At 72.7% G+C, this 26,832-nt stretch carries 24 protein-coding genes and 1 pseudogene; 11 read left to right on the forward strand and 14 right to left on the reverse strand.

Annotation, left to right across the window (positions count from 1 at the left end):
- Nucleotides 1-98: 98 nt before the first annotated feature.
- The 3 genes from LN251_RS01675 (at nt 99) to LN251_RS01685 (ending at nt 2,803) form a co-directional block, all read left to right on the forward strand.
- Entirely contained in the window at nt 99-329 is a 231-nt protein-coding gene (locus tag LN251_RS01675; protein WP_458242756.1) for a hypothetical protein, read from the forward strand.
- Nucleotides 330-365: 36 nt separating this feature from the next.
- Entirely contained in the window at nt 366-518 is a 153-nt protein-coding gene (locus LN251_RS01680; protein ID WP_458242757.1) for a hypothetical protein, read from the forward strand.
- A 1,082-nt stretch (nt 519-1,600) separates the two neighbouring features.
- Nucleotides 1,601-2,803, forward strand: a complete 1,203-nt coding sequence (locus LN251_RS01685) for an amino acid deaminase/aldolase (RefSeq protein ID WP_458242758.1) — start codon at nt 1,601-1,603, stop codon at nt 2,801-2,803.
- Between the two features lie 6 nt (nt 2,804-2,809).
- Here the strand turns inward: LN251_RS01685 and LN251_RS01690 are convergent, their stop codons facing one another.
- From LN251_RS01690 to LN251_RS01700, 3 genes are read right to left on the reverse strand one after another with little or no spacing between them, the layout of a single operon-like run.
- A complete protein-coding gene (locus LN251_RS01690; protein WP_458242759.1) occupies nt 2,810-3,592 on the reverse strand; it encodes a 3-oxoacyl-ACP reductase in 783 nt (260 codons plus the stop codon).
- Complete coding sequence (locus tag LN251_RS01695; RefSeq protein WP_458242760.1) at nt 3,589-4,968, reverse strand: aldehyde dehydrogenase family protein; 1,380 nt, start codon at nt 4,966-4,968, stop codon at nt 3,589-3,591. The genes LN251_RS01690 and LN251_RS01695 overlap by 4 nt, the downstream gene beginning before the upstream one ends.
- A 7-nt stretch (nt 4,969-4,975) precedes the next feature.
- Complete coding sequence (locus tag LN251_RS01700; RefSeq protein ID WP_458242761.1) at nt 4,976-6,340, reverse strand: glutamine synthetase family protein; 1,365 nt, start codon at nt 6,338-6,340, stop codon at nt 4,976-4,978.
- An 85-nt stretch (nt 6,341-6,425) separates the two neighbouring features.
- Between LN251_RS01700 and LN251_RS01705 the strand changes: the two genes are divergently transcribed.
- Together LN251_RS01705 and LN251_RS01710 are read left to right on the forward strand one after the other, a co-directional pair.
- Entirely contained in the window at nt 6,426-7,160 is a 735-nt protein-coding gene (locus tag LN251_RS01705) for a FadR/GntR family transcriptional regulator (RefSeq protein WP_458242762.1), read from the forward strand.
- Nucleotides 7,161-7,242: 82 nt separating this feature from the next.
- Nucleotides 7,243-7,929 carry a gamma-glutamyl-gamma-aminobutyrate hydrolase family protein gene (locus LN251_RS01710; RefSeq protein WP_458242763.1) on the forward strand — a complete coding sequence of 229 codons (687 nt, stop codon included), beginning with the start codon at nt 7,243-7,245 and terminating at the stop codon, nt 7,927-7,929.
- On the opposite strand, the gene LN251_RS01715 is transcribed toward LN251_RS01710, so the two are convergent.
- Entirely contained in the window at nt 7,898-8,866 is a 969-nt protein-coding gene (locus LN251_RS01715; RefSeq protein ID WP_458242764.1) for a phosphotransferase, read from the reverse strand. The two genes, LN251_RS01710 and LN251_RS01715, sit on opposite strands and share 32 nt — an antisense overlap.
- A gap of 89 nt (nt 8,867-8,955) precedes the next feature.
- Between LN251_RS01715 and denD the strand changes: the two genes are divergently transcribed.
- Nucleotides 8,956-9,960, forward strand: coding sequence for a D-erythronate dehydrogenase (gene denD, locus LN251_RS01720; protein WP_458242765.1), 1,005 nt, complete (start codon nt 8,956-8,958; stop codon nt 9,958-9,960).
- Between the two features lie 114 nt (nt 9,961-10,074).
- Here denD and LN251_RS01725 read toward each other — a convergent pair whose 3' ends face one another.
- Nucleotides 10,075-11,010 carry a LysR family transcriptional regulator gene (locus tag LN251_RS01725; RefSeq protein WP_249836631.1) on the reverse strand — a complete coding sequence of 312 codons (936 nt, stop codon included), beginning with the start codon at nt 11,008-11,010 and terminating at the stop codon, nt 10,075-10,077.
- A gap of 70 nt (nt 11,011-11,080) precedes the next feature.
- Between LN251_RS01725 and LN251_RS01730 the strand changes: the two genes are divergently transcribed.
- On the forward strand, nt 11,081-12,244 hold the full coding sequence (locus LN251_RS01730; RefSeq protein WP_458242766.1) for a TDT family transporter: 1,164 nt from the start codon (nt 11,081-11,083) through the stop codon (nt 12,242-12,244).
- Here the strand turns inward: LN251_RS01730 and LN251_RS01735 are convergent.
- The 4 genes and pseudogenes from LN251_RS01735 to LN251_RS01750 all read right to left on the reverse strand — a co-directional run bounded on the left by LN251_RS01735 (nt 12,156) and on the right by LN251_RS01750 (nt 17,465).
- Complete coding sequence (locus tag LN251_RS01735; RefSeq protein WP_458242767.1) at nt 12,156-12,881, reverse strand: helical backbone metal receptor; 726 nt, start codon at nt 12,879-12,881, stop codon at nt 12,156-12,158. The two genes, LN251_RS01730 and LN251_RS01735, sit on opposite strands and share 89 nt — an antisense overlap.
- Complete coding sequence (locus LN251_RS01740; protein ID WP_458242768.1) at nt 12,881-13,456, reverse strand: helix-turn-helix domain-containing protein; 576 nt, start codon at nt 13,454-13,456, stop codon at nt 12,881-12,883. The genes LN251_RS01735 and LN251_RS01740 overlap by 1 nt, the downstream gene beginning before the upstream one ends.
- A gap of 350 nt (nt 13,457-13,806) precedes the next feature.
- Nucleotides 13,807-16,420 (reverse strand): annotated as a pseudogene (locus tag LN251_RS01745) (ABC transporter permease/substrate binding protein).
- Nucleotides 16,413-17,465 carry a quaternary amine ABC transporter ATP-binding protein gene (locus LN251_RS01750; RefSeq protein ID WP_458242769.1) on the reverse strand — a complete coding sequence of 351 codons (1,053 nt, stop codon included), beginning with the start codon at nt 17,463-17,465 and terminating at the stop codon, nt 16,413-16,415. The pseudogene LN251_RS01745 and the gene LN251_RS01750 overlap by 8 nt, the downstream one beginning before the upstream one ends.
- A 141-nt stretch (nt 17,466-17,606) precedes the next feature.
- On the opposite strand from LN251_RS01750, the gene LN251_RS01755 reads away from it, so the two are divergent.
- The 3 genes from LN251_RS01755 to LN251_RS01765 all read left to right on the forward strand — a co-directional run bounded on the left by LN251_RS01755 (nt 17,607) and on the right by LN251_RS01765 (nt 19,872).
- Nucleotides 17,607-17,960, forward strand: coding sequence for a hypothetical protein (locus LN251_RS01755; RefSeq protein ID WP_458242770.1), 354 nt, complete (start codon nt 17,607-17,609; stop codon nt 17,958-17,960).
- Nucleotides 17,961-17,989: 29 nt separating this feature from the next.
- Nucleotides 17,990-18,910: a 5'-3' exonuclease gene (locus LN251_RS01760; protein WP_458242771.1), complete on the forward strand. Its 921-nt coding sequence runs from the start codon at nt 17,990-17,992 to the stop codon at nt 18,908-18,910.
- Nucleotides 18,911-19,023: 113 nt separating this feature from the next.
- Nucleotides 19,024-19,872, forward strand: a complete 849-nt coding sequence (locus LN251_RS01765) for a siderophore-interacting protein (protein ID WP_458242772.1) — start codon at nt 19,024-19,026, stop codon at nt 19,870-19,872.
- A gap of 101 nt (nt 19,873-19,973) precedes the next feature.
- Here the strand turns inward: LN251_RS01765 and LN251_RS01770 are convergent, their stop codons facing one another.
- The 3 genes from LN251_RS01770 to LN251_RS01780 form a co-directional block, all read right to left on the reverse strand.
- Nucleotides 19,974-20,750, reverse strand: coding sequence for an ABC transporter permease (locus LN251_RS01770; RefSeq protein ID WP_458242773.1), 777 nt, complete (start codon nt 20,748-20,750; stop codon nt 19,974-19,976).
- Nucleotides 20,747-21,763: an ATP-binding cassette domain-containing protein gene (locus LN251_RS01775; RefSeq protein ID WP_458242774.1), complete on the reverse strand. Its 1,017-nt coding sequence runs from the start codon at nt 21,761-21,763 to the stop codon at nt 20,747-20,749. Before LN251_RS01775 ends, LN251_RS01770 begins: the two co-directional genes overlap by 4 nt.
- A 178-nt stretch (nt 21,764-21,941) precedes the next feature.
- The gene (locus tag LN251_RS01780) at nt 21,942-22,568 is read right to left on the reverse strand and encodes a PadR family transcriptional regulator (protein WP_458242775.1); all 627 of its coding nucleotides are present in this window, start codon (nt 22,566-22,568) and stop codon (nt 21,942-21,944) included.
- 231 nt (nt 22,569-22,799) lie between these two features.
- Here LN251_RS01780 and LN251_RS01785 point away from each other — a divergent pair, with 231 nt between their 5' ends.
- Entirely contained in the window at nt 22,800-24,317 is a 1,518-nt protein-coding gene (locus LN251_RS01785; RefSeq protein WP_458242776.1) for an amino acid permease, read from the forward strand.
- Here the strand turns inward: LN251_RS01785 and LN251_RS01790 are convergent.
- Nucleotides 24,314-24,895: a GNAT family N-acetyltransferase gene (locus LN251_RS01790; protein WP_458242777.1), complete on the reverse strand. Its 582-nt coding sequence runs from the start codon at nt 24,893-24,895 to the stop codon at nt 24,314-24,316. The two genes, LN251_RS01785 and LN251_RS01790, sit on opposite strands and share 4 nt — an antisense overlap.
- 68 nt (nt 24,896-24,963) lie before the next feature.
- On the reverse strand, nt 24,964-26,403 hold the full coding sequence (locus LN251_RS01795; RefSeq protein WP_458242778.1) for a cytochrome P450: 1,440 nt from the start codon (nt 26,401-26,403) through the stop codon (nt 24,964-24,966).
- Between the last annotated feature and the right edge of the window lie 429 nt (nt 26,404-26,832).

Genomic DNA, 26,832 nt, shown 5'->3' on the forward strand with positions numbered 1-26,832 from the left:
CCGGCCCGGACGCCGGCCGCCCGGGGGGCATGGGAGGCACCGGAGGGTCGGTGGGGCGCGGGCCGGCCGCCGGATGGCGTGGGGCGCCGACCGGAGCGGTGCCGGTACGACGTGGGGCGGCGGGGGCGGGGCCGGGGCCCGGGCGGGTTCCGGGCACGGGCGGCACGACCGAACCCGGCACCCGGCCACCGGACACCCCGGCGGCCCCGGACGAGGGACGCGTCTGCGGCATCGGACCGGCCGAGGACGGGCGAGCTTCCGGCATGGGCGGCGCCGACGAACCCGAGGCCCGCTCCGCACCGGACGCCGTCGACTCCGGGCGTGCTTGAGGCATGGGCCTCGCGGGAGAAGGTCGGGTCGCGGGCATGGGCGGCGTGGAGCCCGAGGCCCGCGCCGACCCCGACGCGGGACGCGGCCGAGCCGGACCGGCCGAGGACGGGCGGCCCTCCGGCATGGGCGGCGCCGACGAACCCGAGGCCCGCTCCGCACCGGACGCCGTCGACTCCGGACGTGCTTGAGGCATGGGCCTCGCGGAAGAAGGTCGAGTCGCGGGCATGGGCGGCGTGGAGCCCGAGGCCCGCGCCGACCCCGACGCGGGACGCGGCCGAGCCGGACCGGCCGAGGACGGGCGGCCCTCCGGCATGGGCGGCGCCGACGAACCCGAGGCCGGACGCGCCTGCGGGGTCGGGCCCGCGGACGACGGGCGGGCCTGCGGCATCGGCGGTGCCGGCGAGCCCGAGGGCCGGGACGGACTCGATACGTCTCGTGGCGGGGCCGGTGGGGTGCGGGGCTTCGCCGGGGGCGTCGCGGCCTGGTCCTGGTCTCGGCCGACGGCCGGCGGAGTGTCCGGGAAGCGCGCCGACGCCTGGGGCGGCGGTGGGGTCTGGGAGCCGGAGGTCCCCGTGCTCGCGCGGGGGGTGTCGCCTCTGCCGCCCGGGGCCGGTCGCGTGGACGCCGGGTCCGCCGGTGCTCCCGTGCCCGTGCGCGGCGCCGTTCCCGCTCTGCCGGTGGGCGGCGTGCGCGTTCCGAACGCCTCGAAGGGCTCGGCGTTGCGCCAGGGCGACCACACGCCGGTGGGGCCGAACGCCGCCGCTTCGGCGGGGGAACGCCCGCCGGACCTGTCGGACACCGGTCGTGAACCCTCGCCGCCGGACACCGCACTCCCGTTTCTCCCGCCGCCGGGCGACGCGTCGGGGCCCGCCCCACCGGTCGCCGCAGCGGTCTCGCTCTGCGCCTCGGAGCCCTCGGTCCCCACCGTCGGTGGACGGGACGGGCGTGGCGGAAAAGAGGCGTGCCGCGGTTCCGTGGTCATGCACCCCCCGTTTCCTCGTGCCCCGGGCCGTCTACACGTACGCGAGCCGTGGTCGTTGCGCTCATTCACTCGGCGCCGATTCCGGCGCGGACGGTCCGTCCCGATCACGCATACCCGTACGAGCGGACCGGCATCCCGGTGCAGCGTATGCGGCACTCGCCCGTCCGCCGTACGTGCGCGTCACTCTACGGCGTGACCCTGTGGGAACGGGAACCAGTCCGCGAGCCCGGGGCATCTGCCCGGAACGTCCCCCTACCCTGCGGTAATCCTGTCTGGCAGGCTTCGTTCATGACTGCGCGCGCCGCCGACCGGGCCCGTTACGACCGGGCCACCGCCCACCTCGAAGCCCCTCTCGCGATCGTCGATCTGGACGCCTTCGACGCCAACGCGGACGATCTCGTCCGCCGGGCCGGCGGCAAGCCGATCCGCGTCGCCAGCAAGTCCGTGCGCTGCCGGGCGCTGCTGGAGCGGGTCCTGGCGAAGGACGGGTTCGCGGGCATCATGTCCTTCACCCTGGCCGAGTCCCTGTGGCTGGCGCGCGGGGGATTCGACGACGTCCTGCTCGCCTACCCGTCCGCGGACCGGGCGGGGTACGCCGAACTGGCCTCCGACCCCAAGCTCGCCGCCGCGGTCACCGTGATGATCGACGACCCGGCGCAGCTCCGGCTGATCGACGAGGCACGTGACGGCGGACGTGAAGTCATCCGGGTCTGCCTGGAGTTGGACACCTCGCTGCGGATGTTCGGGGGCCGGGTGCGGGTGGGCGCACGACGCTCCCCGCTGCACTCCCCCGCCCAAGTGGCCGACCTGGCACGGTTCGTGGCCGAGCGCCCCGGGTTCAAGGCGGTCGGGATCATGGCCTACGAGGGCCACATCGCCGGTGTGGGCGACTCCGTCGCCGGCAAGCCCTTCCGGTCGCGAGCCGTCCGGCTGATGCAGGCCACCGCCCGCCGGGAGCTGGCCGAGCGGCGCGCCGAGGTGGTGCGCGCGGTGCGGGCCGTCGTACCGGATCTGGAGTTCGTCAACGGGGGCGGTACCGGCAGCGTGCAGCACACGGCCGCCGAGGACGCCGTCACCGAGATCGGCGCCGGGTCCGGCCTGTACGTGCCGCGGCTGTTCGACAACTACACGTCGTTCACCGGGCGTCCGGCCGCGCTGTTCGCGATGCCGGTCGTGCGGCGGCCCGGCGTCGGGGTCGTCACCTGCCTCGGCGGCGGCTATCCCGCCTCCGGCGCCCCGGGCCCCGACCGGCTCCCGGTGCCGTACCTGCCGGAGGGGCTGCGCTACGACCCGCAGGAGGGGCCCGGCGAGGTGCAGACCCCGCTGCTCGGCTCGCCGGCCGACGATCTGCTGATCGGCGACCGGGTGTGGTTCCGGCACGCCAAGGCCGGCGAGCTGTGCGAGCGGTTCGAGGAGCTGCACCTCGTCGAGGGCGACACGGTGACGGCGACGGTCCCGACGTACCGGGGCGAGGGTCACACGTTCCTGTGAGCGGGCCTACAGCGGCGTGACGTACGCCCCCGAGATCCCGCCGTCCACCAGGAAGTCGCTGGCGTTGACGAAGGAGGAGTCGTCGCTGGCCAGGAAGGCGACGGCGGCGGCGATCTCCTCCGCCTCGGCGAACCGGCCGACGGGGATGTGCACCAGGCGGCGGGCGGCCCGCTCGGGGTCCTTGGCGAACAGCTCCCGCAGCAGCGGGGTGTTGACCGGTCCGGGGCACAGGGCGTTCACGCGGATGCCCTCGCGGGCGAACTGCACGCCCAGTTCGCGGGACATGGCGAGGACACCGCCCTTGGAGGCGGTGTAGGAGATCTGGGAGGTCGCCGCGCCCATCCGGGCCACGAAGGACGCCGTGTTGATGATGGAGCCCCTGCCCTGGCGCCGCATGTAGGGGATGGCGGCCTTGCAGCACAGGTAGACGGAGGTCAGGTTGACCTCCTGGACGCGTTTCCAGGCCTCCAGGCCGGTCTCCAGGATGGAGTCGTCGTCGGGTGGGGAGATGCCGGCGTTGTTGAAGGCGATGTCGACGCTGCCGTAGGTGTCGAAGGCCGTCTTGAAGAGGGCCTCGACCTGCTCGGGGTCGGTGACGTCGACCTTCACGAACAGGCCGCCGACCTCCTCGGCGGCCGCCTTGCCGCGGACCTCGTCGACGTCGCCGCAGACGACGTGCGCCCCTTCGGAGGCGAGCCGGCGGGTGGTGGCGAGGCCGATGCCGCTGCCGGCGCCGGTGATGACGGCCGTGCGGCCGACGAGGCGACGGCAAACGATGTTGTCGGTCACTGTGCGGGGCCTTCCGTGCTGATGAAGACGTTCTTGGTCTCAGTGAAGGCGGTCAGGGCGTCTGGGCCGAGTTCGCGGCCGATGCCGGACTGCTTGAAGCCGCCGAAGGGGGTCCAGTAGCGGACGCTGGAGTGGGAGTTGACGGACAGGTTGCCGGCCCGCACGGCCTTCGAGACGCGCAGGGCGCGGCCGACGTCTCGGGTCCAGATGGAGCCGGAGAGGCCGTAGTCGGTGGCGTTGGCCAGGCGTACGGCGTCCGCCTCGTCGTCGAAGGGCAGGACGACGGCGACGGGGCCGAAGACCTCCTCGACGGCCACACGCGCGTGCGGTTCGACGCCGGTGAGGACGGTGGGCGGGAACCAGAAGCCGGGGCCCTCGGGGGCCTTGCCGCGGATCCCGGGAGCGCCGGAGTCGACGTACGAACGCACCCGTTCCAGCTGGGACTTGGAGATCAGCGGGCCCATCTGGGTCTGCTCGTCCGCCGGGTCGCCGACCCTGACCGCCTCGACGGCCGGGCTCAGCAGGTCCAGGAAGCGGTCGTGCACGGAGCGCTGGACGAGGATGCGGCTGCGGGCGCAGCAGTCCTGGCCGGAGTTGTCGAGGAAGGACATGGGGGCGGCCGCGGCGGCGGCCTCGAGGTCGGCGTCGGCGAAGACGATGTTGGGGCTCTTGCCGCCGAGTTCGAGGGTGACGCGCTTGAGGAGCGCCGAGCCCTTGGCCAGCACCTGCTTGCCCACGGTGGTCGACCCGGTGAAGACGATCTTCGCGACGTCGGGGTGCTCGACGAGGGCGTTGCCCGCGACCGGACCGTGTCCGGGGAGCACCTGGAACAGCCCCTCCGGCAGCCCGGCCTCCAGGGCGAGTTCGGCCAGCCGCAGCGCGGTCAGCGGGGTCGTCTCGGCGGGCTTGAGGAGCACGGCGTTGCCCGCCGCCAGCGCGGGGGCGGTGCCCCAGGCGGCGATGGGCAGGGGGAAGTTCCAGGGCGCGATGACACCCACGACACCCAGCGGTTCGAGGATCGTGACGTCGAGGCCGCCGGCCACCGGGATCTGCCGGCCGGTCAGCCGCTCCACTCCCCCGGCGGCGTAGTCCAGCAGGTCGCGGACGTTTCCGGCCTCCCAGCGGGCGTTGCCGACGGTGTGCCCGGCCTCGCGGACCTCCAGGCGGGCCAGTTCCTCGACGTGCTCGTCGACCGTCGCGGCGAACCGGCGCAGCAGCCGGGCGCGGTCGGCGGGCGGCAGGGCGGCCCACCTGGCCTGGGCCGCAGTGGCGCGTACGACGGCGGCGTCGACGTCTGCCGCGGTCGCGGCCGGGACGGTGGCGAGGACCTCCTCGGTGGCGGGGTTCAGTACGACGAGTTCGTGCTCGGTGGACAACAGAGCCTCACATGCGTTCGAAGGAGCGGCGCAGCTCCCAGTCGGTGACCGCCGCGTCGAAGGCGTCCAGTTCGACGCGCGCCATGTTGCGGTAGTGCGCGACGACCTCGTCGCCGAAGGCGGCCTTGGCGATCGGGCTGTTCTCCCAGAGCTCGGCGGCCTCCCGCAGGGTGGTGGGGACGTGCTCGAACTGAGCCGTGTAGGCGTTGCCCGGGCAGGGTTCGGGCAGCGCGAGCTTCTGCTCGATGCCGTACAGCCCGGCGGCGACCAGTCCGGCGACGGCGAGGTGCGGGTTGACGTCGCCGCCGGGCAGCCGGTTCTCGAAGCGCAGGGAGCGGCCGTGCCCGACCACGCGCAGCGCGCAGGTGCGGTTGTCGTGGCCCCACGCGACGGCGGTCGGGGCGAAGGAGCCCGGCTGGAACCGCTTGTAGGAGTTGATGTTGGGGGCGTACAGGAGGGAGAAGTCCCGCAGGGCGGCGAGCTGTCCGGCGAGGAAGTGCCGCATGACGTCGGACATGCCGCCCTCGCCGTCGCCCGGCATGACGTTGTTCCCCGCGGCGTCCGCCAGCGACAGGTGGATGTGGCAGGAGTTGCCCTCGCGCTCGTTGTACTTGGCCATGAAGGTGATCGACACGCCCTCCTGGGAGGCGATCTCCTTGGTCCCGGTCTTGTAGATCGCGTGCTGGTCGCAGGTGACGAGGGCGTCGTCGTAGCGGAAGGCGATCTCGTGCTGGCCGGGGTTGCACTCGCCCTTGGCGGACTCCACGGTCAGGCCCGCGGCGGCCATCTCGTTGCGGATGCGGCGCAGCAGGGGCTCGATGCGGCCGGTGCCCAGCACCGAGTAGTCGATGTTGTACTGGTTCGCCGGGGTCAGCCCTCGGTAGTGCGCGTCCCAGGCCTGTTCGTAGGTGTCCTTGAAGACGATGAACTCCAGCTCGGTGCCGACCTTGGCTGTCAGGCCGTGCTCGGCGAGCCGGTCGAGCTGGCGGCGCAGGATCTGGCGGGGGGCGGCGACGACCGGGGAGCCGTCGGCCCAGGCGAGGTCGGCGATCACCATGGCGGTGCCGGCGTTCCACGGGACGCGGCGCAGGGTGGTCAGGTCGGGGTGCATGGCGAAGTCGCCGTAGCCGCGGTCCCAGGAGGACATGGCGTAGCCGTCGACCGTGTTCATGTCGGTGTCGACGGCGAGCAGGTAGTTGCAGCCCTCGGTGCCGTGGTGGAGGACCTCGTCGAGGAAGAAGCGTGCGGCGAACCGCTTGCCCTGGAGGCGCCCTTGCATGTCGGGGAAGGCCAGGACGACAGTGTCGATCTCACCGCTCGCGACGAGGGCGTGCAGCTCCTCGACGGAGAGCGGGGGTGTGCGGTCTGCCACGGGAAAGCCTCCTTCGGCTTCTACGGTCAGCCGGAAGCCATAAGGTATTCGGGAGAACCATTGCTTGGGAAGGGGGTGCGGCGGTATGTCGCTCGATCCGGACGGCGGCCTGGAGGACCGGTTGACGCCGGTGCTCAGGCCGGTGCGGGCGGGGAACGGCTTCGAGGAGGCGCTGGAGCAGATCCTGCAGGTCGTACGCCTGGGTCTGGTGCCGGGCGGCGAACGGCTGCCGGCCGAGCGGGAGCTGGCGGAGCGGCTCGGGATCAGCCGGGTGACGCTGCGCGAGGTGCTGAAGGTGCTGCAGGAGCAGGGACTGGTGGAGTCCCGCCGCGGGCGCTACGGCGGCACCTTCGTCCTGCCCCGCCCGGACGCGGGCGGCGAGGACGAGCTGCGGCGGCGGATCTCCGAGGTCGACATCGAGGACGTGCTGCGCTTCCGGGAGGTGCTGGAGGTCGGGGCCGCGGGTCTGTGCGCCGCGCACGGGCTGACGGCCGAGCAGGCGGACCGGCTGCGCGAGGCGCTGGCCCGCACCCATGAGGCGCCCCTGTCGGAGTACCGCCGCCTGGACACGCTGCTGCACCTGACGCTGGCGGAGCTGTGCGGCTCGCCCACGCTCACCGCCCAGTACGCGGCGGTACGGGCCTCGGTGAACGACCTGCTCGACTGCATCCCGCTCCTGGTGCGCAACCTGGAGCACTCGCAGCGCCAGCACACCGCCCTGGTCGAGGCCGTGCTCGACGGGGACGCGGACGGGGCGCGGGAGATGATGCGCGAGCACTGCGCGGGGACGGCGGCGCTGCTCAGGGGCTTCCTGGCGTGAGCCTCCCGCCCGGAAGCCTTGCCGTGCACGGCACTCCTGGGAAAAGGTATGGGAACAGTCCATTGCAGGAGTGGGAGGGCGCATGGCGGGCAGGCCGCTGATCGGCGTCAGCACGTATCTGGAGGCCGGGGCGCGCTGGGGCGTGTGGGAGCTGCCGGCCGCGCTGCTGCCGGCCGGCTACCCGCGGCTGGTGCAGCGGGCCGGCGGGCTGACCGCGATGCTGCCGCCGGACGCGCCCGAACACGCGGCGGCCACCGTCGCCCGGCTCGACGGGCTGGTGATCGCGGGCGGCCCGGACGTCGACCCGGAGCGCTACGGCGCCGAGCGCGACCCACGGACCGGTCCGCCGGCCCCTGCCCGGGACACCTGGGAGCTGGCCCTGATCGAGGCGGCCCTGGCCGCGCGCCTGCCGCTGCTCGGCATCTGCCGGGGCATGCAGCTGCTGAACGTCGCCCTCGGCGGCACGCTCGTCCAGCACCTCGACGGCCACGCCGTGGAGGTCGGCGTCTTCGGCCGGCACCCGGTCAAGCCGGTACCGGGCACGCGGTACGCCGAGATCGCCCCGGAGGAGACGTCCGTACCGACGTACCACCACCAGGCCCTGGACCGGCTCGGCACGGGCCTGATGCCGTCGGCCTACGCGGCGGACGGCACGGTGGAGGCCGTGGAGGTGCCCACCGCCGACCGCTGGGTCCTCGGCGTGCAGTGGCATCCCGAGATGGGCGACGACCTGCGCGTCATGCAGGCCCTGGTGCGAGCCGCCTCCTGAGCCAGGCCGTCGCGGCCTCGCCCTGGGCGCGCTGGAAGGCGCGCAGCGTGGGCAGGCCGGGCGGGGCCGGCCGCAAGGAGTGCTCCACGAAGAAGCCCGCGAGGGCGGCGAGCGTGGCGGTGACGGCGTCCGGGTCCGCGTCCCGGCCCAGCGGGTGCGCGGCGAACACCTCCTCCGGGTCCGGCCCGCCCTGGGCACGCACGCACGGCAACATGACCAGCAGGTCGAACCAGGGGGCGGCGCGCACGGCGTGCGGCCAGTCCACGAAGACCACACGGCCGTCGGCGGTCAGCAGCATGTTGTCGGCGCGCAGGTCGGCGTGGGCGAGGGTGTCGCCGGCCGCGGCGTCCGTCCACCCGTCGGCGAGGTCGGCGAGGAGGGCCAGCCGGTCCAGGGTCCAGGCGTCGAGGCGCCCGCGCAGCTCCCCCTCCGGCTGTTCGCACAGCCGCCGCCAGCCGGAGAAGTCCTCGGCGAGCGCCTCGGCCGCGGGCGGCGCGGCGACCGGGGACGGCGTGAGACTCCGGCCGAGCTCGGCCACCGCGTCCAGCACGAGCCTCAACTCCGCCTCCTGCCAGGGGACATGGGGCTGGCGGCCGTCGATCTCCTCGAAGACGAGCGCGACCCAGGTGCCGTCGTCGTGGCTGCCGAGCAGACGCGGGGCGGGGACGGCGGGCGGCAGGGCGGCGGCGTTGCGGGCCTCCGCGCGGTGCAGGGCAGGGCTGTGCGGGTTGGCGTCCACACTGACGGCCTTCACGAAGGCACGGCGGCCGTGGCCCGTGGCGACGCGGCTGGCGACTCCCGGGGAGAATCCGCCGCTCTGGGTCTCGGCGCGCACGACGGCCCCGCCGAGCACACCGGCGACCGCGTCACGTACGGCTGCGGGGAGTTCCTCCCAAGGGGTGCGGACCCCGGAGGCGGGCGGTGCGGTGGGGTTCATGCGCGCCATGGTGCGTGCCGGGCGGCGGACGGCGCCACCGCGTTTCCGCGCGGGGATGATCTGACCGTCTCCTGGGCAGGAAGCAGCGCATGAGGATCGTGGTCACGGGCGGTTTCGGCTTCGTGGGCGGCAGGCTCGCCGCGGCCCTGCTCGCGCGGGGCGGCTTCCGCGGGGAACCCGTCGGCCGGCTGGTGCTCGCGGACCGGATCGTGCCGCAGGAGTCCCCGCTGCCGTCCGACCCGCGCGTACAGGTGGTGCACGGCGAGCTGGCCGACCGGCTCGACGAGGTGTTCGCCGAGCCCGTCGACGTGGTCTTCCACCTCGCCGCCGCCGTCTCGGCGGAGTGCGAGGCGGACTTCGACCTCGGCATGCGCGCCAACCTGGACACGACCCGCGCGCTGCTGGAGGCCGCCCGGGCCCAGTCGGAGTCCGGCGGACCGGTGCCGCGGCTGGTGTTCTCCAGCAGCGTCGCCGTCTACGGCGGCGACCCGGCGCTCCCGCTGCCCCCGGTGGTCGACGAGGCGACGCTCCCCCTGCCCCGGACGAGTTACGGCACCCAGAAACTGGTCTGCGAGCAGCTCGTCGCGGACTTCACGCGCCGCGGCTTCGTCGACGGACGCGTGGCCCGGCTGATGACGGTGACGGTGCGGCCGGGAAAGCCCAACGCCGCCGCGTCCGGCTTCCTCTCCGGCATCGTCCGCGAGCCCCTCGCCGGGCTCCCGGCCGTCTGCCCCGTCGACCCCGCCCTGCGGGTCGCCCTGGCCTCACCGAGGCGCACCGTGGAGGCCCTGCTGCGCCTGGCGGAGGCCGACCGCGGCACGGTACCGGGCCGGCTCACCGGCACCCTCCCGGTCAACCTGCCCGCCCTGTCGGTGTCGGTGGCCGAGATCCTCTCCACCCTGCGTCGCGTGTCCGGCGACGCGGTCGCCGACCTGGTCACCGTCTCCCCCGACCCCGCCGTCGAGGCCATCGTCGCCTCCTGGCCAGCGGCGGTGGACCCCGCTCGCGCGGCGGCGCTGGGCCTGCACCCGGACCCGGACTTCGAGACGGTCCTGCGGGACTACATCAACGACCAGGCGTCGTCACCGAGCTGATCTCAGCCCGTCTGGGGGCACCCCCTCTGGGGGAGTTCGAGGACAAGGCCCGTCCAGGGCCGAAGCGGGGGTCTGGGGGCGGCAGCCCCCAGGGAACCGGCAGCCACACGCGCACTACCCCCGCGTCAGCGACAGAAGATCCCGCGCCGGCCCCACCGGCCGATGCCCCGTGGGCCACACGGCCCGCAGATCCCGCGCGAGCGCCACCCCCTCCACCGGCACCCGCACCAGCCGCCGCAGCGCCAGCTCCTCCCCCACGGCGAGTTCGCTGAGCACCGCCGGCCCCGCGCCGCTCACCACAGCCGCCTTCACCGCGGTCGTCGAGGACAGCTCGATCAGCGGTCTGGCCAGCCCGCCCAGCGCCGCGTCCAGCACCTGCCGCGTCCCCGAGCCCTTCTCCCTGAGGATCAGCGGCGTCGCCGCCAGCTCGGACGCCTCCAGCGGCCGCCGGCGGCGGGCCCAGGCGTGCCCCGGCGCGGTCACGACGATCAGGCGGTCGCGGGCGATGACGGCCGAGTCGAGGCCGGCCGGAACGCTGACCCCCTCCACGAACCCCAGGTCCGCCTCCCCGGCCAGCAGCCGCTCCGCCACCGCCGCGGAGTTTCCGGCCAGCAGGGACACCGCCGTGTCCGGCCGCCCCGCACGGAGGGCCAGCAGCCACCCCGGCAGCAGGTACTCCGCGATCGTCATGCTCGCCGCCACCCGCAGCCGCGAGTCCCGGCGGTCCCGCAGCGCCTGCGCGCCCGCGTCGAACGCCTCCGCCGCCTCGACGATCCGCCGCGCCCAGTCGGTGACCAGCGCGCCGGCGTCCGTCAGCCGGGACCCGCGCGGCGACCGGTCGACGAGCGCCACCCCCAGCTGGCGCTCCATGGACCGGATGCGGCTGCTGGCCGCCGGCTGGCTGATGCCCACCTCCCGGGCGGCCCCGCCCAGGCTGCCCAGCCGGGCCACCGCCAGCAGCAGCTCCAGCGCGCCGAGATCCGGCACCCGGTGCGCGAGCGAGCCACCGGGTCCCGACCGGGCGGCCGCCTGCTCCTCCACGTCGCTCATAACCCCAGCTTATGTCCTCATAGAGCCATGATCCCTGGTCGGCGGCTCGCGGCGGCGAGACGGTGGTCCCATGGTCACCGCAGCCCACCCCGTCATCCGGGAGCTCCCGCGCGCCGGCGCCGTCCGTCACCTCGGACCCAACTGGTACGCCGCCGTCATGGGGACCGCGATCGTCGCCACCGCCGGCGCCGGCCTCCCCGTCCACCTCCCCGGCCTGCGCACCGCCTGCGCGTCCGTCTGGGCCCTCTCCCTCGTGCTGCTCCTCGTCCTCCTCGCCGCCCGCGCGCTGCACTGGGCCCACCACCGCGACCAGGCCCGCGCCCACCTCCTCGATCCCGGGATCGCGCCCTTCTACGGCTGCCTCGCGATGGCCCTGCTGGCCGTCGGCGGGGGCGCTCTCACCGTCGGCCGCGACTGGACCGGCCCGGGTGTCGCCCTCGCGCTGGACGCCGTGCTGTTCACGGCCGGGACGGTCGTGGGGCTGGCGGCCGCCGTCGCGGTGCCGTACCTGATGGCCGTACGGCAGGAGGTGGCGCCGGGGCAGGCCTCGCCGGTGTGGCTGCTGCCGCTGGTCGCGCCGATGGTGTCCGCGGCGCTCGGGCCGCTGCTCGTGCCGCATCTGCCGCCCGGGCAGCCCCGCGAGACCCTGCTGCTGGGCTGCCTGGCGCTGTTCGGGCTCAGCCTGCTCGCCACCCTGGTGACGCTGCCGCTGGTCTTCGCCCGGCTGATCACAGGCGGCCCGCTGCCGCTCGTGCTGACGCCCACGCTCTTCCTGGTGCTGGGCCCCCTGGGGCAGTCCACCACCGCCGTCGGCAAGTTCGCGGACTTCGCGCCCGGTGTCGTACCGGCCCCGTACGAGGGGGGTCTGCGGGTCCTCGCGGTGCTCTACGGCGTGCCGGTGATGGGGTACGCGCTGCTGTGGCTGGTGTTCGCCGGCGCCCAAGTGCTGCGGGCCCGCCGGCACGGCATGCGCTTCACGATGACCTGGTGGGCCTTCACCTTCCCCGTCGGCACCTGCGTCACCGGCGCCGAGGCACTGGCCCGGCACACCGGGCTCGTCGTGTACGACTGGCTCGCCGTCGGGCTGTACGCCGGTCTCGTCACCGCCTGGGCTGTCGCCGCCGTGCACACCGCGCGCGGCCTGTTCAGCGGCGCGCTCCTCGCAGCGCCTCGGCCAGCACCCGTGGCGCCTGTGCCAGTGAGGGTCCGTACCAGGTCAGATGCCGTCCGCTGACGAGTGCGCAGCGCAGGCCGGGGAACGCCTCCGGGCCGTCCTCGGCCGTGAAGCGGTAGGGCTCGTCGGGCAGGACGACGACGTCCGGGGCCGCCGCCCGCAGTGCGTCGAGGGGGACGCGGGGATAGCGGTCGGGGTGGCCGGCGTACAGGTGGTCCACGCCGAGCCGGGCGAGCACGTCGCCCGCGAAGGTGTCCCGGCCCAGCACCATCCACGGCCGGCGCCAGACGGGGACGACGGCGGTGGTGCGCTGCGCGGGCCGGGGCAGTTCCGTCCAGGTCCGCTCCGCCTCGTCCAGCCAGCGCGGCCGGGTCCGCGCACCGCAGGCTGTCAGCACCCGGTCCAGTTCCCGGAGGGCCTGCGGCACGTCCCGCACCTCGGTCACCAGGACCTCGACGCCCGCCGTGCGCAGGACGGCGAGGTCGTCCTCGCGGTTCTCCTCCTCGTTGGCGATCACGAGGTCGGGGGCGAGGGCGATGACGCTGTCCGGCCGGGGGTTCTTCGTGCCGCCGACGCGGGCGACGTCGAGCCCGGCGGGGTGGCTGCACCAGTCGGTGGCGCCGACCAGGGCGCCGGGGACGGAGACGGCGACCGCCTCGGTCAGGGAGGGGACGAGCGAGACGACGCGTGGCGGCACTACCGCGGCCGGTCCTGGACCGCCTCGACGTGTTCGGCCACCGCGACGACGATCAGCCGGGTGTCGGCGACGGTCGCCCGCCAGCGGTGGCGTACCCCGCCGGTGAGGTACAGGGTGTCGCCGCGGCCGAGCCGGTAGGCGCGGCCCTCCGCCTCGATCTCCACGGCGCCGTCGGCGACGTACATCAACTGGTCGTTGCGGTACTGGAATTCACGGCCCGCGTCGTGGTCGCCGGTGAACTCCGAGGCGTGCATCTGGTGGTGGCCGCGGACGAGGGAACGCACCCGGGGCTCCAGCGCGGGCTCGGGGCCCTCGGCGCGCACGACGTCGACGCTGCACGCCGGGTCGGCGGCGGCGAGGAGTTCGACCGCGGTGGTGCGCAGGGCGTCGGCGACCTTCTCCAGCGACGTGCTGCTGGGGCGGGCCCGGTCGTTCTCGATCTGGCTCAGGAAGGGCACCGACAGGCCGCTGCGCTCGGCCACGACGGCGAGGGTGAGATCCAGGGCCCGGCGCCTGCGGCGCACCGCCGCACCCACGCGCAGGGGCTGCTCCTTGAGGTCTTTGTGGTCGCCCATCGCTCCGGCTCCCTCCTTCGCTCGTCGGTCCGTCGTGTGTGCGCCGCCGTCGGGTGCGGTGGCCCTGATGGCTTCTCTGCACCTTACGCAGGTTCGGCAAACCGTTTCATGTGCCCGTCACGCACCCGTAAACGAGGCGTGTGGTCAATGCGCCAACTATCGCCAGTAGACCAGTTCCACGGAGTCGACGGGTCCGGATTTCGCCTTCGGACCGAAGTGACTGACCAGCGGGGAGAGCGGGGAGAGCGAAGAGGCTTGGGGTCGGGGTAGCGCTCCGTGGTTGGCCGGATCCTTACCGCACCCTTGGACACGGTACGGATCCGGCCGATAACGCACAGGCGCCGACCGCCTTACTGCGGGGTCATCCGGTCGACCATGCCGGGGTGTTCCTTCAGCCAGGCGGCGACGGCTTCCTCCTCGTGGCCCTGACCGCGCCGGTTGATCTCGCTCTCCAGGCTGCCGAGCTCGGCCTCACTCATATGGAATCCCTTGATCCACTTGGTGAGTTGCGGGTACCGCCCGGGGAACGTCTCGTTGGCGACGGTGCGGATGGTGTTGCCCTCGCCGAAGAGTTTCCGGCCGTCCTGGAGCTTGGTCAGGTCGTAGCGGCTGTAGGCCCAGTGCGGCGACCAGAGCACGACGGCGACCGGCTGCTTCCTGGCGTAGGCGCGCTTGAGTTCGGCCAGCATCGCGGGGGTGGAGCCGTCGACGACCTTGTACTCCTTGTCCAGGCCGTAGCCGGGCAGCACCTTGGTCTTGAGCAGGTTCATCTCGCCGGTCCCCGGCTCGATCCCGATGATCTTCCCGCCGAAGAGGTCCGCCTTGCCCTTGAGGTCCTCGTAGGTCTTCACACCCTTGACGTAGGAGGGCACGGCGACCTCCAGCGAGGTGGGCCGGTACCAGGTGCCGAGGTCCGTCAGGCTGTCCTTGCTCTTGTCCCAGTAGTTCTTCTGGGCATACGGCAACCAGGCGTCGAAGTTGACGTCGAGGTCCCCGGAGGCCAGTCCCGTGTAGACGGGTCCGACGTCCATCTGCTTGAGGTTCAGCTTGTAGCCGCGCCGCTGCAGGACGTTCTTCCACAGGTAGGTGACGGCGATGTCCTCGTCCCAGGGGAACCAGGCGACGTTCACGGCCCGCCGGGGCCTCGGCGGGCGCGGCGCTGTCGCGCACGGGTGCCAGCTTGTCGACCACGCCCGGGTTCTTCTTCAGCCAGGCGCGGACGGCGTCCTGCTGCCTGCCCTTGCCCGCCTTGTTGATCTCGGCTTCCAGGGAGGTGAGCTGCCTCTCGTCCAGCTTGAAGTCCTTCAGCCATCCGCCGACGACCGGGTTGTCGCCGGCGAAGCCCTTGCGGGCGACGGTGTGGATGCCGTCGCCGGAGCCCCAGGCGCCCTTGGGGTCCTTCAGCTTGGTGAGCTGGTAGTCGTTGTACGCCCAGTGCGGCGACCAGAGCGTGACGACGATCGGCTGCTTCTGGCTGTAGGCCCGCTTCAGCTCGGCCAGCATGGCCGGGGTGGAGCTGTCGACGACCTTGTACTCCTTGTCCAGGCCGTACTCCTTGAGGACCTTGCTCTTGAGCAGGGCCGTCTCGCCGGCGCTGGACTCGATGCCGGTGATCTTCCCGCCGAAGCGCGCGGCCTTGCCCTTGAGGTCGTCGAGGGAGTCGATGCCCTTCATGTACGACGGCACGCTGAGCTCCAGCGAGGTCTTGCCGTACCAGGCGCCGAGGTCGTCGAGCCTGTCGCCGTACTTCTTCCAGTACTGCTCGTGGGTGGTCGGCAGCCAGGCGCCCGTCATGAGGTCGACGTCGCCCGAGGCGACCGAGGTGTAGAGCGGGCCCGCGTCGAACTGCCGGGCGTCCACCTGGAAGCCGCGCTCCTGGAGGATCTCCTTCCACAGGAAGGTGGAGGCGACGCCGTCGTCCCAGGGGACGTAGCCGAGGGTGACCTTCTTGCCCTGGCCGACGTCCTTGGCGTCGGCGACGGCGGTGGAGCCGCCGGAGGCCCCGCCGAACACGCCCATGCCGCCCGCGACGAGGGCGAGGATCACGACGCCGATCATGGCGACCTGGGAGCGGGGGCGGTAGGACCAGATCTTCAGGCCCCGGGCGGAGCGCGCCCTGGCGGCGGCGCGGCGGCCGAGCGGGGAGACGTGGGTGCCCAGGGCGCCGGTCATCCGGTCCAGGTAGATGGCGAGGATGACGATGGCGACGCCCGCCTCGGAGCCGAGGCCGACGTCGAGCTGGCCGATGGCCTCGTTGACGTCGCCGCCGAGACCGCCGGTGCCGACCATGCCGGCGATGGCCGCCATGGACAGGCCCAGCATGATGACCTGGTTGACGCCCGCCATGACGGTGGGCAGGGCGAGCGGCAGCTGCACGCGCAGCAGGGTGTCGCGGGGTGTGGTGCCGAACGCGTCGGCCGCCTCGACCAGTTCGGCGTCGACCTGCCGGATGCCCAGCTCGGTCATGCGCACGCCGGGGGCGAGCGCGAAGATCAGGGTCGCGACGATGCCCGCGGAGGCGCCGGTGCCGAAGAACAGGATGGCCGGGATGAGGTAGATCATCGCGGGCAGCGTCTGCATGAAGTCCAGGACCGGGCGGACGACCGAGCTGACCCGGTCGGAGCGCGCGGCCCAGATGCCCAGCGGCACGGAGACCAGCAGCGCGATGATCGTGGCGACGAGGACGAGCGAGAGGGTCACCATCGCGTCGTCCCACAGTTCGAGCGAGTCGATGAAGGCGAACCCGGCGAAGGTGAGGACACCGGCGAGCGTGCCGCGCAGCCAGAAGGCGAGCACGGCGAAGATGCCCGCGAGGAGCAGCGGCTCGGGGGCCTGCAGGACGGCGTCGATGCCGTCGTAGGTGCCGGTGAAGACCGTCTTGAGGAAGTCGAAGAGCCAGGAGACGTGGTGCAGCAGCCAGTCGACGGCGCTGTTGACCCAGTCGCCGAGAGGGATCCTAGGCATGGGCCGGCACCTCCCCGTCGGCGAGGAAGCCGACCAGCCGCCGGGTCGGGACCACCCCCACGAGCCGGCGTTCGTCGTCCAGGACGATCACCGGGTGGGACACGCGGGCGCTGATCGCGCACAGTTCGGTGAACGGGGTGTCCGGGGTCGCGGTCTCACACCCGCTCTCGCAGCCGCAGTCGGCCTCGTCGCCGCGCAGATCGGTGTCCATGACGGCGGACGCGGTCAGGACACGGGAGCGGTCGACGTCCTTGGTGAAGGAGGCGACGTAGTCGTCGGCCGGACGCACGAGGATGTCCTCGGCCGTGCCGGTCTGGACGATGCGGCCGTCGCGCATGACGGCGATCCGGTCGCCCAGCCGCATGGCCTCGTTGAGGTCGTGAGTGATGAAGACGATGGTCTTCTTCAGCGTCCGCTGCAGCTCGAGGAGCTGGTCCTGCATGTCGCGGCGGATCAGCGGGTCCAGGGCGCTGAAGGACTCGTCCATGAGGAGCAGGTCGGCGTCGGTGGCGAGGGCGCGGGCGAGGCCCACGCGCTGCTGCATGCCGCCGGACAGCTCGTCGGGCCAGGACTTCTCCCAGCCGGCCAGTCCGCACAGGGCCAGCGCCTCGCCGGCGCGACGCTCGCGCTCGGCGCGGGGCACGCCCTGCACGGCCAGGCCGTAGGCGGCGTTGTCCAGCACGCTGCGGTGCGGGAACAGCGCGAAGTGCTGGAAGACCATGCTGATCTTGTGGGCGCGGACCTCGCGCAGCTCGCGGGCGCCCAGCGCGGTCAGGTCCTGGCCGTCGAAGCGGACGTGCCCGGCGGTCGGCTCCAGCAGGCCGTTGAGCATGCGCAGCAGGGTGGACTTGCCCGAGCCGGACAGGCCCATGACGACGAAGATCTCGCCGGGGTCCACGGTGAAGGAGGCGTCGATCACGGCGGCGGTGGTGCCGTCGGCGCGCAGCTCCTCCCGGTCGGCTCCCCGCCTGAGCCGTTCGACTGCCTCGTCCGGTCGTCTGCCGAACACCTTGTAGAGCTGCTCGGCCTCAAGTCTCGCTGACACGCTTGCCTCTGGTCTCGGGGGCGGTGAACGGGGCGGCGCCTGCCCTGGTCCGACCGGCCCAAACGCGACAGTGGTCCGGTTCACAAGGGGTGCGTAGGATCACCGCCGCTGCTTCACATCGCCGTTCACCGGGGGACGACCGTGGACCGACCCGACGGCAGACGTGCCTCCGGCCTGCGTTTCGCGACGGAACCGGTGGCCTGGATCGCGACGCCGTGGGCGCTGTGGGCGTACTCCTGGCCGCTGGCCGTGCTCGCCGTGGTGCTGTTGATCGGCCTGCCGACGGTCTTCTCCACGCGGGGCGACAAGGCGCACGTCGTCGTCGCGGTCCCCGGCTGGGCGACCGTCCTGCTGGTGCTGCTCCGGCTCGTCGCGGCCGTGGTGGCGTCGTGGTCGCTGATGCCGGTGTGGGCGGCCGTCCTGGTGTCGCTGCCGGCCGCCGCCACCCTGGTGACCGAGACGCCGCGCACCCGGTGGCTGCTGGCCGGCGGGTGACTGTCGGTGCCGTGCGGCATGATGCGAGCGTGACCGGACGACTGATGCTCCTCGACACCGCCTCGCTCTACTTCCGCGCCTACTTCGGCGTCCCGGAGTCCGTGAAGGCCCCGGACGGCACGCCGGTGAACGCCGTGCGCGGGCTGCTGGAATTCATCGACCGCCTGGTCAAGGACCACCGGCCGAGCGACCTGGTGGCCTGCATGGACGCCGACTGGCGCCCGCAGTGGCGGGTCGACCTGATCCCCTCCTACAAGCTGCACCGCGTCGCCGAGGAGCACGCGGCGGGCCCGGACGAGGAGGAGGTGCCGGACACGCTGTCGCCGCAGGTGCCCGTCATCGAGGCCGTCCTGGACGCGCTGGGCATCGCGCGCGTGGGCGTCGAGCCGTACGAGGCGGACGACGTGATCGGCACGTTCACGGCCCATGCGAAGAGCCCGGTCGACATCGTCACCGGCGACCGCGACCTCTACCAGCTGGTGGACGACGCCCGGGGGGTGCGGGTGCTGTACCCGCTCAAGGGCGTGGGCACCCTGCAGCTGACGGACGAGGCGTGGCTGCGCGAGAAGTACGGGGTCGACGGGCCGGGGTACGCGGATCTGGCGCTGCTGCGCGGCGACCCGAGCGACGGCCTGCCGGGCGTGCCGGGCATCGGCGAGAAGACGGCCTCCAAGCTGCTGGCCGAGTTCGGGGACCTGGCGGGGATCATGGCCGCCGTCGACGATCCGAAGGCGAGGCTCACGCCGTCGCAGCGCAAGCGGCTGGACGAGGCACGGCCGTACGTCGCCGTGGCGCCGAAGGTCGTCAAGGTCGCCGACGACGTGCCGCTCCCGGACGTGGACACGGCCCTGCCGCGCGCCCCGCGCGACGCGGTGGCGCTGGAGGCCCTGGCGGCGCGATGGGGGCTGGGCGGTTCGCTGCAGCGGCTGCTGAGCACTCTCGGGGCATGAGCAATGGTCTTGTTTGGGTAATGGCCCGGGTGATGACGCCTCTCCTCGAGGTGGTTACCGGACAGAGGTGCTAACTTAGGTAAGCCTAAGCAAAGGATTCTGGGGAGGCCGTCATGGCAGAACGTCCGGCTCGCAGGCCGCGGAAGGCTCATGCCGCGCAGGTCGTCCGCACAGAACGGCTGACCCCGCACATGCAGCGCGTGGTCCTCGGCGGCGAGGAGCTGGCCGGTTTCGCGGCCGACACCTGCACCGATCACTACGTCAAGCTGCTGTTCCCGCCGAGCGAGGGTGTGACCTACCCGGAGCCCTTCGACCTGGAGCGCATCCGCGAGGAACTGCCGCGCGAGCAGTGGCCGGTGACCCGCACCTACACGGTGCGGGCCTTCGACCCCGAGACGCGCGAGCTGACGCTGGACTTCGTCGTCCACGGCGACGAGGGTCTGGCCGGGCCCTGGGCGATGCGCGTCCAGCCGGGTGAGACCGTGCGCTTCATGGGGCCGGGCGGCGCCTATGCCCCCGACGTGAGCGCCGACTGGCATCTGCTGGTGGGCGACGAGAGCGCGCTGCCCGCGATCGCCCGCTCCCTGGAGTCGCTGCCCGCCGGGGCCACGGCGCACGCCTTCGTGGAGGTGTCCGGCCCCGAGGAGGAGCAGAAGATCGACTCCGACATCGAGGTCGTCTGGCTGCACCGCGGCGACCGCCCCTTCGGCGAGGCGCTGCTGGAGGCCGTACGGTCGTTCGCCTTCCCCGAGGGCCGGCTGCACGCCTTCGTCCACGGCGAGGCGCACTTCGTCAAGGAGCTGCGCCGGATGCTTCGGGTCGAGCGGCAGATCCCGCGCGAGGACCTGTCGATCTCCGGTTACTGGCGCCTCGGCCACAACGAGGACGGCTGGCAGTCCTCCAAGCGGGAGTGGAACGCGCGCATCGAGGCGGAGCAGGAGGGCGCGGCCCCGGCCGCATGAGGTCCCCGTGAGGGGCGGCACCCGGACCGGGCGCCGCCCCTCACGTCATGTGCTCACACCGACCGGAACAGGCCGGCTCCGACCGCCCGCAGCGTTCCGGCTCACACCGACCGCTGGTACGAGCGGAACGCGCGGATCGACAGCCACACCGCCGCCACCGCGAGCACCAGCAGCGCCCCGCCCCGGCCGAGTACGGCGTTCCAGTCGGGGTGCTCGGACAGGGCCGACCGGCCGGCGACCATCGCCCAGTTCAGCGGGTTGAAGTCGGCGACGTGCCGCATCCAGGAGGGCATCTGCGACGGTGCCATGAAGGCAGACGACAGGAAGGTCAGCGGCAGCAGCAGGAAGGTGTTGATGCCGATGATCGACTCCCGCTCCCGCACCAGCATGCCGAGCGCGTTGGACAGTGCCCCGAAGATCGTGCCGAGCAGCACCGAGGCCAGCACCAGGATCACCACACCCCCGACGCCTCCCGGGTAGTCGGCGCCGCCGGCCAGGCCCAGCAGCACGATGACGACCGACTGGAACGCGGTGACCAGGCCGTTGTTGACGACGTTGCCGTTCATCAGCGCGGCCCGGCTGACCGGCGTGGTCAGGAAGCGGTTCAGGGTGCCCCGCTGGATCTCCTCCAACGTGCCCATGCCGGCCCACAAGTTGGAGCTCAGCGCGCTCATCGCGACCACGCCCGGGACGAGATAGGTGAGGTAGGTCGTAGTGCCGAAGCCGCCCAGCTCGACGACCTTCTTGAAGAGGCCGCCGAACAGGAACAGCCAGATCACCGGCTGGATGAGCGTGATGATCGCGTACGCGGGCTGCCGCGTGAACACCATCAGTTGACGCTGCGTCATGTACCAGGTCTGGGTGACGGCCGTGCTCATCGCGCACCTCCGGCGAGGACGAGGCCGCCGTCGGACTCGGCCTCGGCCTCGGAGTAACGGCGGCCGGCGTAGCGCAGGTAGACGTCGTCGAGCGAGGGCCGGGCGACAGTCGCGGCGGCGACCTTGACGCCGGCCCGCTCCAGGGCGGCGAGGAGTGTCGGTACGGCGGCGGCCCCGTCGTCGGCGCGGACGCTGACGCGGCGGCCGTCGACGAGCACCTCGTGCATGCCGGACAGTCCGCTCAGGGCGCCGTCGAGCAGGGTGCGCCCGCCCTCGCCGACCGCCTCCCGCAGCTCCACGTGGACGGCGTCGCCGCGCAGTTCGCCCTTGAGGGCGTCCGGGGTGCCCTCGACGACGACCCGGCCGCGGTCGACGATGGCGACGCGTTCGGCGAGGCGGTCGGCCTCGTCGAGGTAGTGCGTGGTGAGGAGGATCGTCAGCCCCTCCTCCCCCGCGAGCCGGTCGATCTCGTCCCACATCGCCGTGCGGGCCTCGGGGTCCAGGCCGGTGGTGGGCTCGTCGAGGAAGAGCACCTCGGGCCGGTGGACCAGGCCGAGGGCGACGTCGAGGCGGCGCCGCATGCCGCCGGAGTAGCCCTTGACGGGGCGCCGGCCCGCGTCGGCGAGGCCGAAGCGGTCCAGCAGCTCGTCCACCCGCAGGTCGAGGGCGGCACCCGTCAGTCCGTAGAGCCTGCCCTGCAGCCGGAGGTTCTCCCGGCCCGTGGCGACCGGGTCGGCACCGGAGCCCTGGGCGACCACGCCGATCGCGCGGCGCACCCGGTCGGGGTGGCGCAGCACGTCGTGCCCGGCGACGGCGGCGGTGCCCGAGTCGGGCCGGGCCAGGGTGGTGAGGATCTTGACGGTGGTGGACTTGCCGGCGCCGTTGGGGCCGAGGAGCCCGAAGACGGTGCCCGGTTCGACGGTGACGTCCATGCCGTTGAGGGCGGTGACGTCGCCGGGATAGGTCTTGATCAGCTGACGCGCCTCGACGGCGGGCGCACGGGTACTGCTCATGAGGACAGCTCTCCTGAGTGAACGGATGACAACTGATCCGCGTGGGGAGGGCCGGGCTATCCTGGGTGTGCCGCACCTCGATCGCCTGGCCTGCCGCACGGCGGCGTCAGTTCGGGGTTCGAGACCCCGGCGAGGCTGCTGCAACAGCCCTGCCGGGGTCTGTTCGTTCCTGGGTGATCTAGGTGATCTCCTCCATGAAGTCCGGTGGCAGCTCGCCCGTCTCGTGGAACCGGCGCCAGGTGTCGACGCCCGGCAGCCTGCCGTCGCCGATCTCCTCGACGAAGCCGCGGACCCACTGCGCCTCGGCCTCGACCATGTGGAGGCGGTACTCGACCTCCACCAGGAAGAGCCGGGGCACGGACTCGTACAGCTTCTCCAGCGCCCCGCGGGAGCGCGCCGCCTCCACCTCCAGGGTCATCAGCCGCTCCCGAAGAAGCCGCACCACCTCATCGGGGTGCACGGCTCCGACGAAGGACAGCGCGCTCTCGAAGACCGGGTACTCCTTGGCCGGGACGGCCAGCAGGTCCGACAGCCACTCGGTCGCCTCCTCGCGGCCGGCCGCGGTGAGGCCGTAGACCGTGCGCTCGGGGCGGTTGCCCTGCCGCTCCACGTCGGTGACCTCGACGAAGCCGTGCTTTTCGAGGTTCTGCACGACGGTGTAGAGCGAGCCGTAGTTGATCTTCGTGCTGGTGTCCTTGCCCTGGCGGCGAAGGGTCTGTGCGATCTCGTACGGGTGCATGGGCTTCTGCCAGAGCGTGACCATCACGGCGAGCGCGAGCGGGTTGCCGAGCTTGCGCCGCTTCATCGCCACACCCCCTGATGACCTCGCTGACGAATATCCGTGCCCGAACATATCGCGATGCGAACGCGAGCGTCAATACACACGATGTATCGCGTTTTCGTGCGCGGGGCAAGCGCGTGAGGACTTGGGCCCGCCCCCGACACGCCCGCGTGACGCGGCCGAAACAGCGCGTCCCTAATTTCTGTCGCCTGACAGGAATCCGCTCGCAGGACCGTGCCGAAGGCAGGTGCCGCCGTGCCGACAACCGACCATTCCCTCGCCGAATTCGGCTACCGACAGGAACTGCACCGCAGCCTGGGCCGGTACGCCTCCTTCGCGGCGGGCTTCTCCTTCATCTCGGTCCTCACGACCGTCTTCCAGTTCTTCGCCTTCGGGTACGCCTTCGGCGGCCCCGTCTTCTTCTGGGCGTGGCCGGCGGTGCTGCTCGGCCAGCTGCTGGTGGCCGCGTGCTTCGCCGAACTCGCCGCCCGCTACCCCATCTCGGGCGCCGTCTACCAGTGGTCCTCCCGCCTGTCCAACGTCACCTTCGGCTGGTTCGCCGGCTGGATCATGGTGATCGGGCAGATCGTGGTGGTCGCCGCGGCGGCGCTGGCCCTGCAGATGGTGCTGCCGGCGATCTGGTCCGGCTTCCAACTGGTCGGCACCGACCCCGCGGTGACCTCGACGGACGGCGCGGCGAACGCGGCGGTCCTCGGCGTGGTCCTGCTCGTGCTGACCACGATCGTGAACGTCGTCGACAACCGCGTGATGTCCGTGGTCAACCGGGTCGGCGTGACCGCCGAGATCATCGGCGCGGTCCTGATCGTCGTCCTGCTGCTCACCCACTCCGAGCGCTCCCCCGGCATCACGTTCCACACCGAGGGCGCGGCGAGCTCCGGCCTGCTCGGGGCGCTGCTCGTCGGGTCGTTCACGGCGGCGTACGTGATGATCGGCTTCGACAGCGCGGGCGAGATGAGCGAGGAGACGCACAACCCCCGCCGTACGGCGCCGCGTACGATCCTCACCGCCCTCGCCGCCGCCGGCCTGCTGGGCGGGCTGATCATCCTCGGCGGACTGCTCGCCGCGCCCAGCCTCACCGACGGGCACCTCGGGGTCGACGGCCTCAGCTACGTCCTGACCAGCAGCCTGGGCGACGGGGTCGGCAAGGTCCTGCTCGCCGACGTGGTGGTGGCGATCGCGGTGGCGACCCTCGCCATCCAGACGGCGGCCTGCCGGATGCTGTTCTCCATGGCCCGCGACGGACAACTCCCCTTCTCCGCACGCCTGGCACGGGTCAACCCGCGCACCGGTATGCCGAGCGCCCCGGCCGTGGTCGTCGGCGTCCTGGCCGCCGCGCTGCTCCTGCTCAACTTCGCCTCGCCGGACGCCTTCCTGGCCATCGGCACCACCTGCATCGTGATGCTGTACCTGGCGTACGCGATGGTCACCGGCCCGCTGCTGGTCCGCCGCGTCCGCGGCGAGTTCGGCTCGCGGGGCACGGACGAGACGGGCGGGAAGCTGTTCTCGCTGGGCCGCTGGGGCGTCCCGGTCAACGCGCTGGCCCTGCTCTACGGCCTGCTGATGACCGTCAACCTGGCCTGGCCGCGGGCGGCGGTGTACGACCCGGCGGGCGGCCACTGGTACTTCCAGTGGTTCACGGTCCTCTTCCTCGCCGCCACCGTCCTGACCGGCGCCGCCTACCGCGCGTACCGCAGGACCGCCGAGGCTCCGACTCCCGTACCGGAACCGGCCGTTCAGGAAGCCGCCGTCTAGTCGTCGCGCAGGCGGGCGTGCAGGTGCATGTCGTGCCAGCCGTCCTGGTGGTAGGCGGCGCGGCGCTTGGTGCCCTCCAGGGCGAAGCGGGCCTTGGCGGCGACCCGGCAGGAGGCCGGGTTGGCGGTGGCGTGCAGGAGTTCGAGGCGGTGGAAGCCGATCTCGTCGAAGGCCCAGCGGGTCAGGGTGTGCGTCGCGCGGGTGGCGACGCCCTGGCCCCTGGCCGCCGCCGTGGTCCAGTAGGCGACCTTGGCCTGCGCCTCCGCGAGCACGATGCTCAGCAGGGCCACCCGTCCCAGCAGCCGGCCGGTGTCGGCGTCGACGACGGCCCACTGGGCCTTGCGCTCGCCCTCCCACTCCGTCAGCCACTCCTGCATCCACCCGGCGGCCTCCTCCTCGGAGTCGCTGCGGCGGATGTGCCACTGGTGCATGAGGGGGTCCTGGTACGCCGCATGCACAGCGGGCACGTCCTCGACCCGCCAGGGCCGCAGGACCAGCCCGTCGCCGGTGGCCAGCAGCGGTTGCGGGGCACGGGAGAGGGCGCCCTTGGGCAGGACTTCGTCGGCGGTGTACGGCATGGGGGCATCCTGCCGCCCCATCAGGGCGCCCGCCCAACGCTTTTCGGGCGCCGGACCGGCCGACTCCCTCACGGCCGTGGGGCCGACGTGTCCTTCGGACGCACTGATCCCTTCCCCGAGGCCGCCGGGCGCCCCGGGGCTTCGTGTCCCGCGACATCGCGTGCGACGGTTCGCATGAACAGCCCCTTCGGTCCCAGGGCGAGCGCGTAGGGCGCCGCCTTGACCCGTCGGCCGGGTGTGGGCTCCAGTCGCCATCGAGCGGCGATGGTCGCCAGCGCGAGGGTGGCCTCCGTCAACGCGTACGCGTCACCGATGCATTTGCGCGCGCCTCCTCCGAAGGGCAGGAACGCCTCACGGGGGACGGCCGCCGCCCGGTCGGGCGTCCATCGCTCGGGGTCGAAACGCTCCGGATCGGTGAACAGATCGCCGCGATGATGGATCTGGTAGGGGCTGAAGGCGACGTCGGTGCCGGCCGGGAGGTGGAGGCCACCGAGTTCGGCGTCGACCGTCGTGGTGCGGGTCAGCAGCCAGCCCGGCGGATACAGCCGCATGGTCTCGGTGATGACGTTCCGGGTCATCTCCAGCCGCGGCAGATCCTCGAAGCCCGCGACACCGCCGCCGAGCACGGCGTCGACCTCCGCGTGCAGGCGCTCCGCGATGTGGGGATGGCGTCCGAGCAGGTGCAGGGCCCAGGCGAGAGCCTTGCCGATCGTGTCCGTGCTGGCGAAGAGGAACGACATGACCTGGTCCCTGACCTCTTCGTCGGACAGCCGCGCCCCCTCGGTGCCCGGGCCGGCGAGATCGTCCTGGGCCGCCAGCAGCATGGACATCAGGTCGCCGTGGTCGACGCCGTCGGCCCGGTAGTCGGCGATGATGCGGTGGATGGTCTGCTGGGACCGGGCGTGCGCGCGGTCGTAGCGCCGCTTGCCCGGTGTGGGCACGGCATCGACGTGCGGCGGCAGGAGCATGCGCCGGAAGACGCCTTCTTCCAGCGTCGCCAGATCGGCCGCCAGTGACTCGCGCAGGGCGGCGGGCGCGGCCGAGAAGATCGTCGCCGCTGTGGTGCGCAGGCTGATCGTCGTCGTCTCGGCCAGCACGTCGATGGTCTGCCCGTGCCGCCACGCGTCGGTCACCGCGTGGGCCTGTGCGCTCATCTCCCGCGCGTAGCCCGGCAGGCGCGTGCGGTGGAACGCCGGCTGGATCATCCGTCGCTGTCGGCGGTGGTCCTTGTGCAGGCAGGTGCCGAGGCCGTTGCCCAGGAACTCGCGGCTGCGGTCGAAGAGGAAGCCGCCCTTGTCGAAGGTGCGGTCGTCCACGAGGACCCGGCGGACGAGGTCGGGAGCACAGACGACGACGGCGCTGACGGGTCCGAGCCGGATGGTGACGACGTCTCCGACGTCGGACAGGGAACGCAGGAAGCGCAGGGGGTCGCGCAGGAACCGCAGTGTGTGGCCGAGCAGCGGCAACGCCCCCGGCGCGGTGACGAACGAGTACTCGGCCTGCGCCATCGGTCCTCCACCGTTGTGGGTGCGCATCCACCCGCACAGATCAGGTCGCGCCGCGCCTCGAGGCCACCGTCTCGCGCGGCGGTGTGCCCGACAACTGACCGCGGGCGTGGGGCCGATGCCCTCGACCCGCGACCCTCGGAAGGTGCCCTGTCAGTTTGGTACGCAAGCCAACCACATGAGGGCGCACGGAAGTAGGGTCTAGTCACATGGAGGTGCGGACCTGACCGTTCCTGCTCTGCACGCCACCGTGCGCCCCCCGCTCAGGCCCGCAGCCTGCAACTACCGATGACACAAACCTCATTGTGAGACGCACTGAGGCCCGCACGTCACGACCGCGCGCGCTGGGGCGCACCAGCACGCGCGTCGCGCGGTGTGGCGGGCGGGAAGGTGGTCCCCGACGCTGTTCCTCGGCACGCCTTGATCGGAACC

Source organism: Streptomyces sp. MAI_2237, assembly GCF_054189285.1.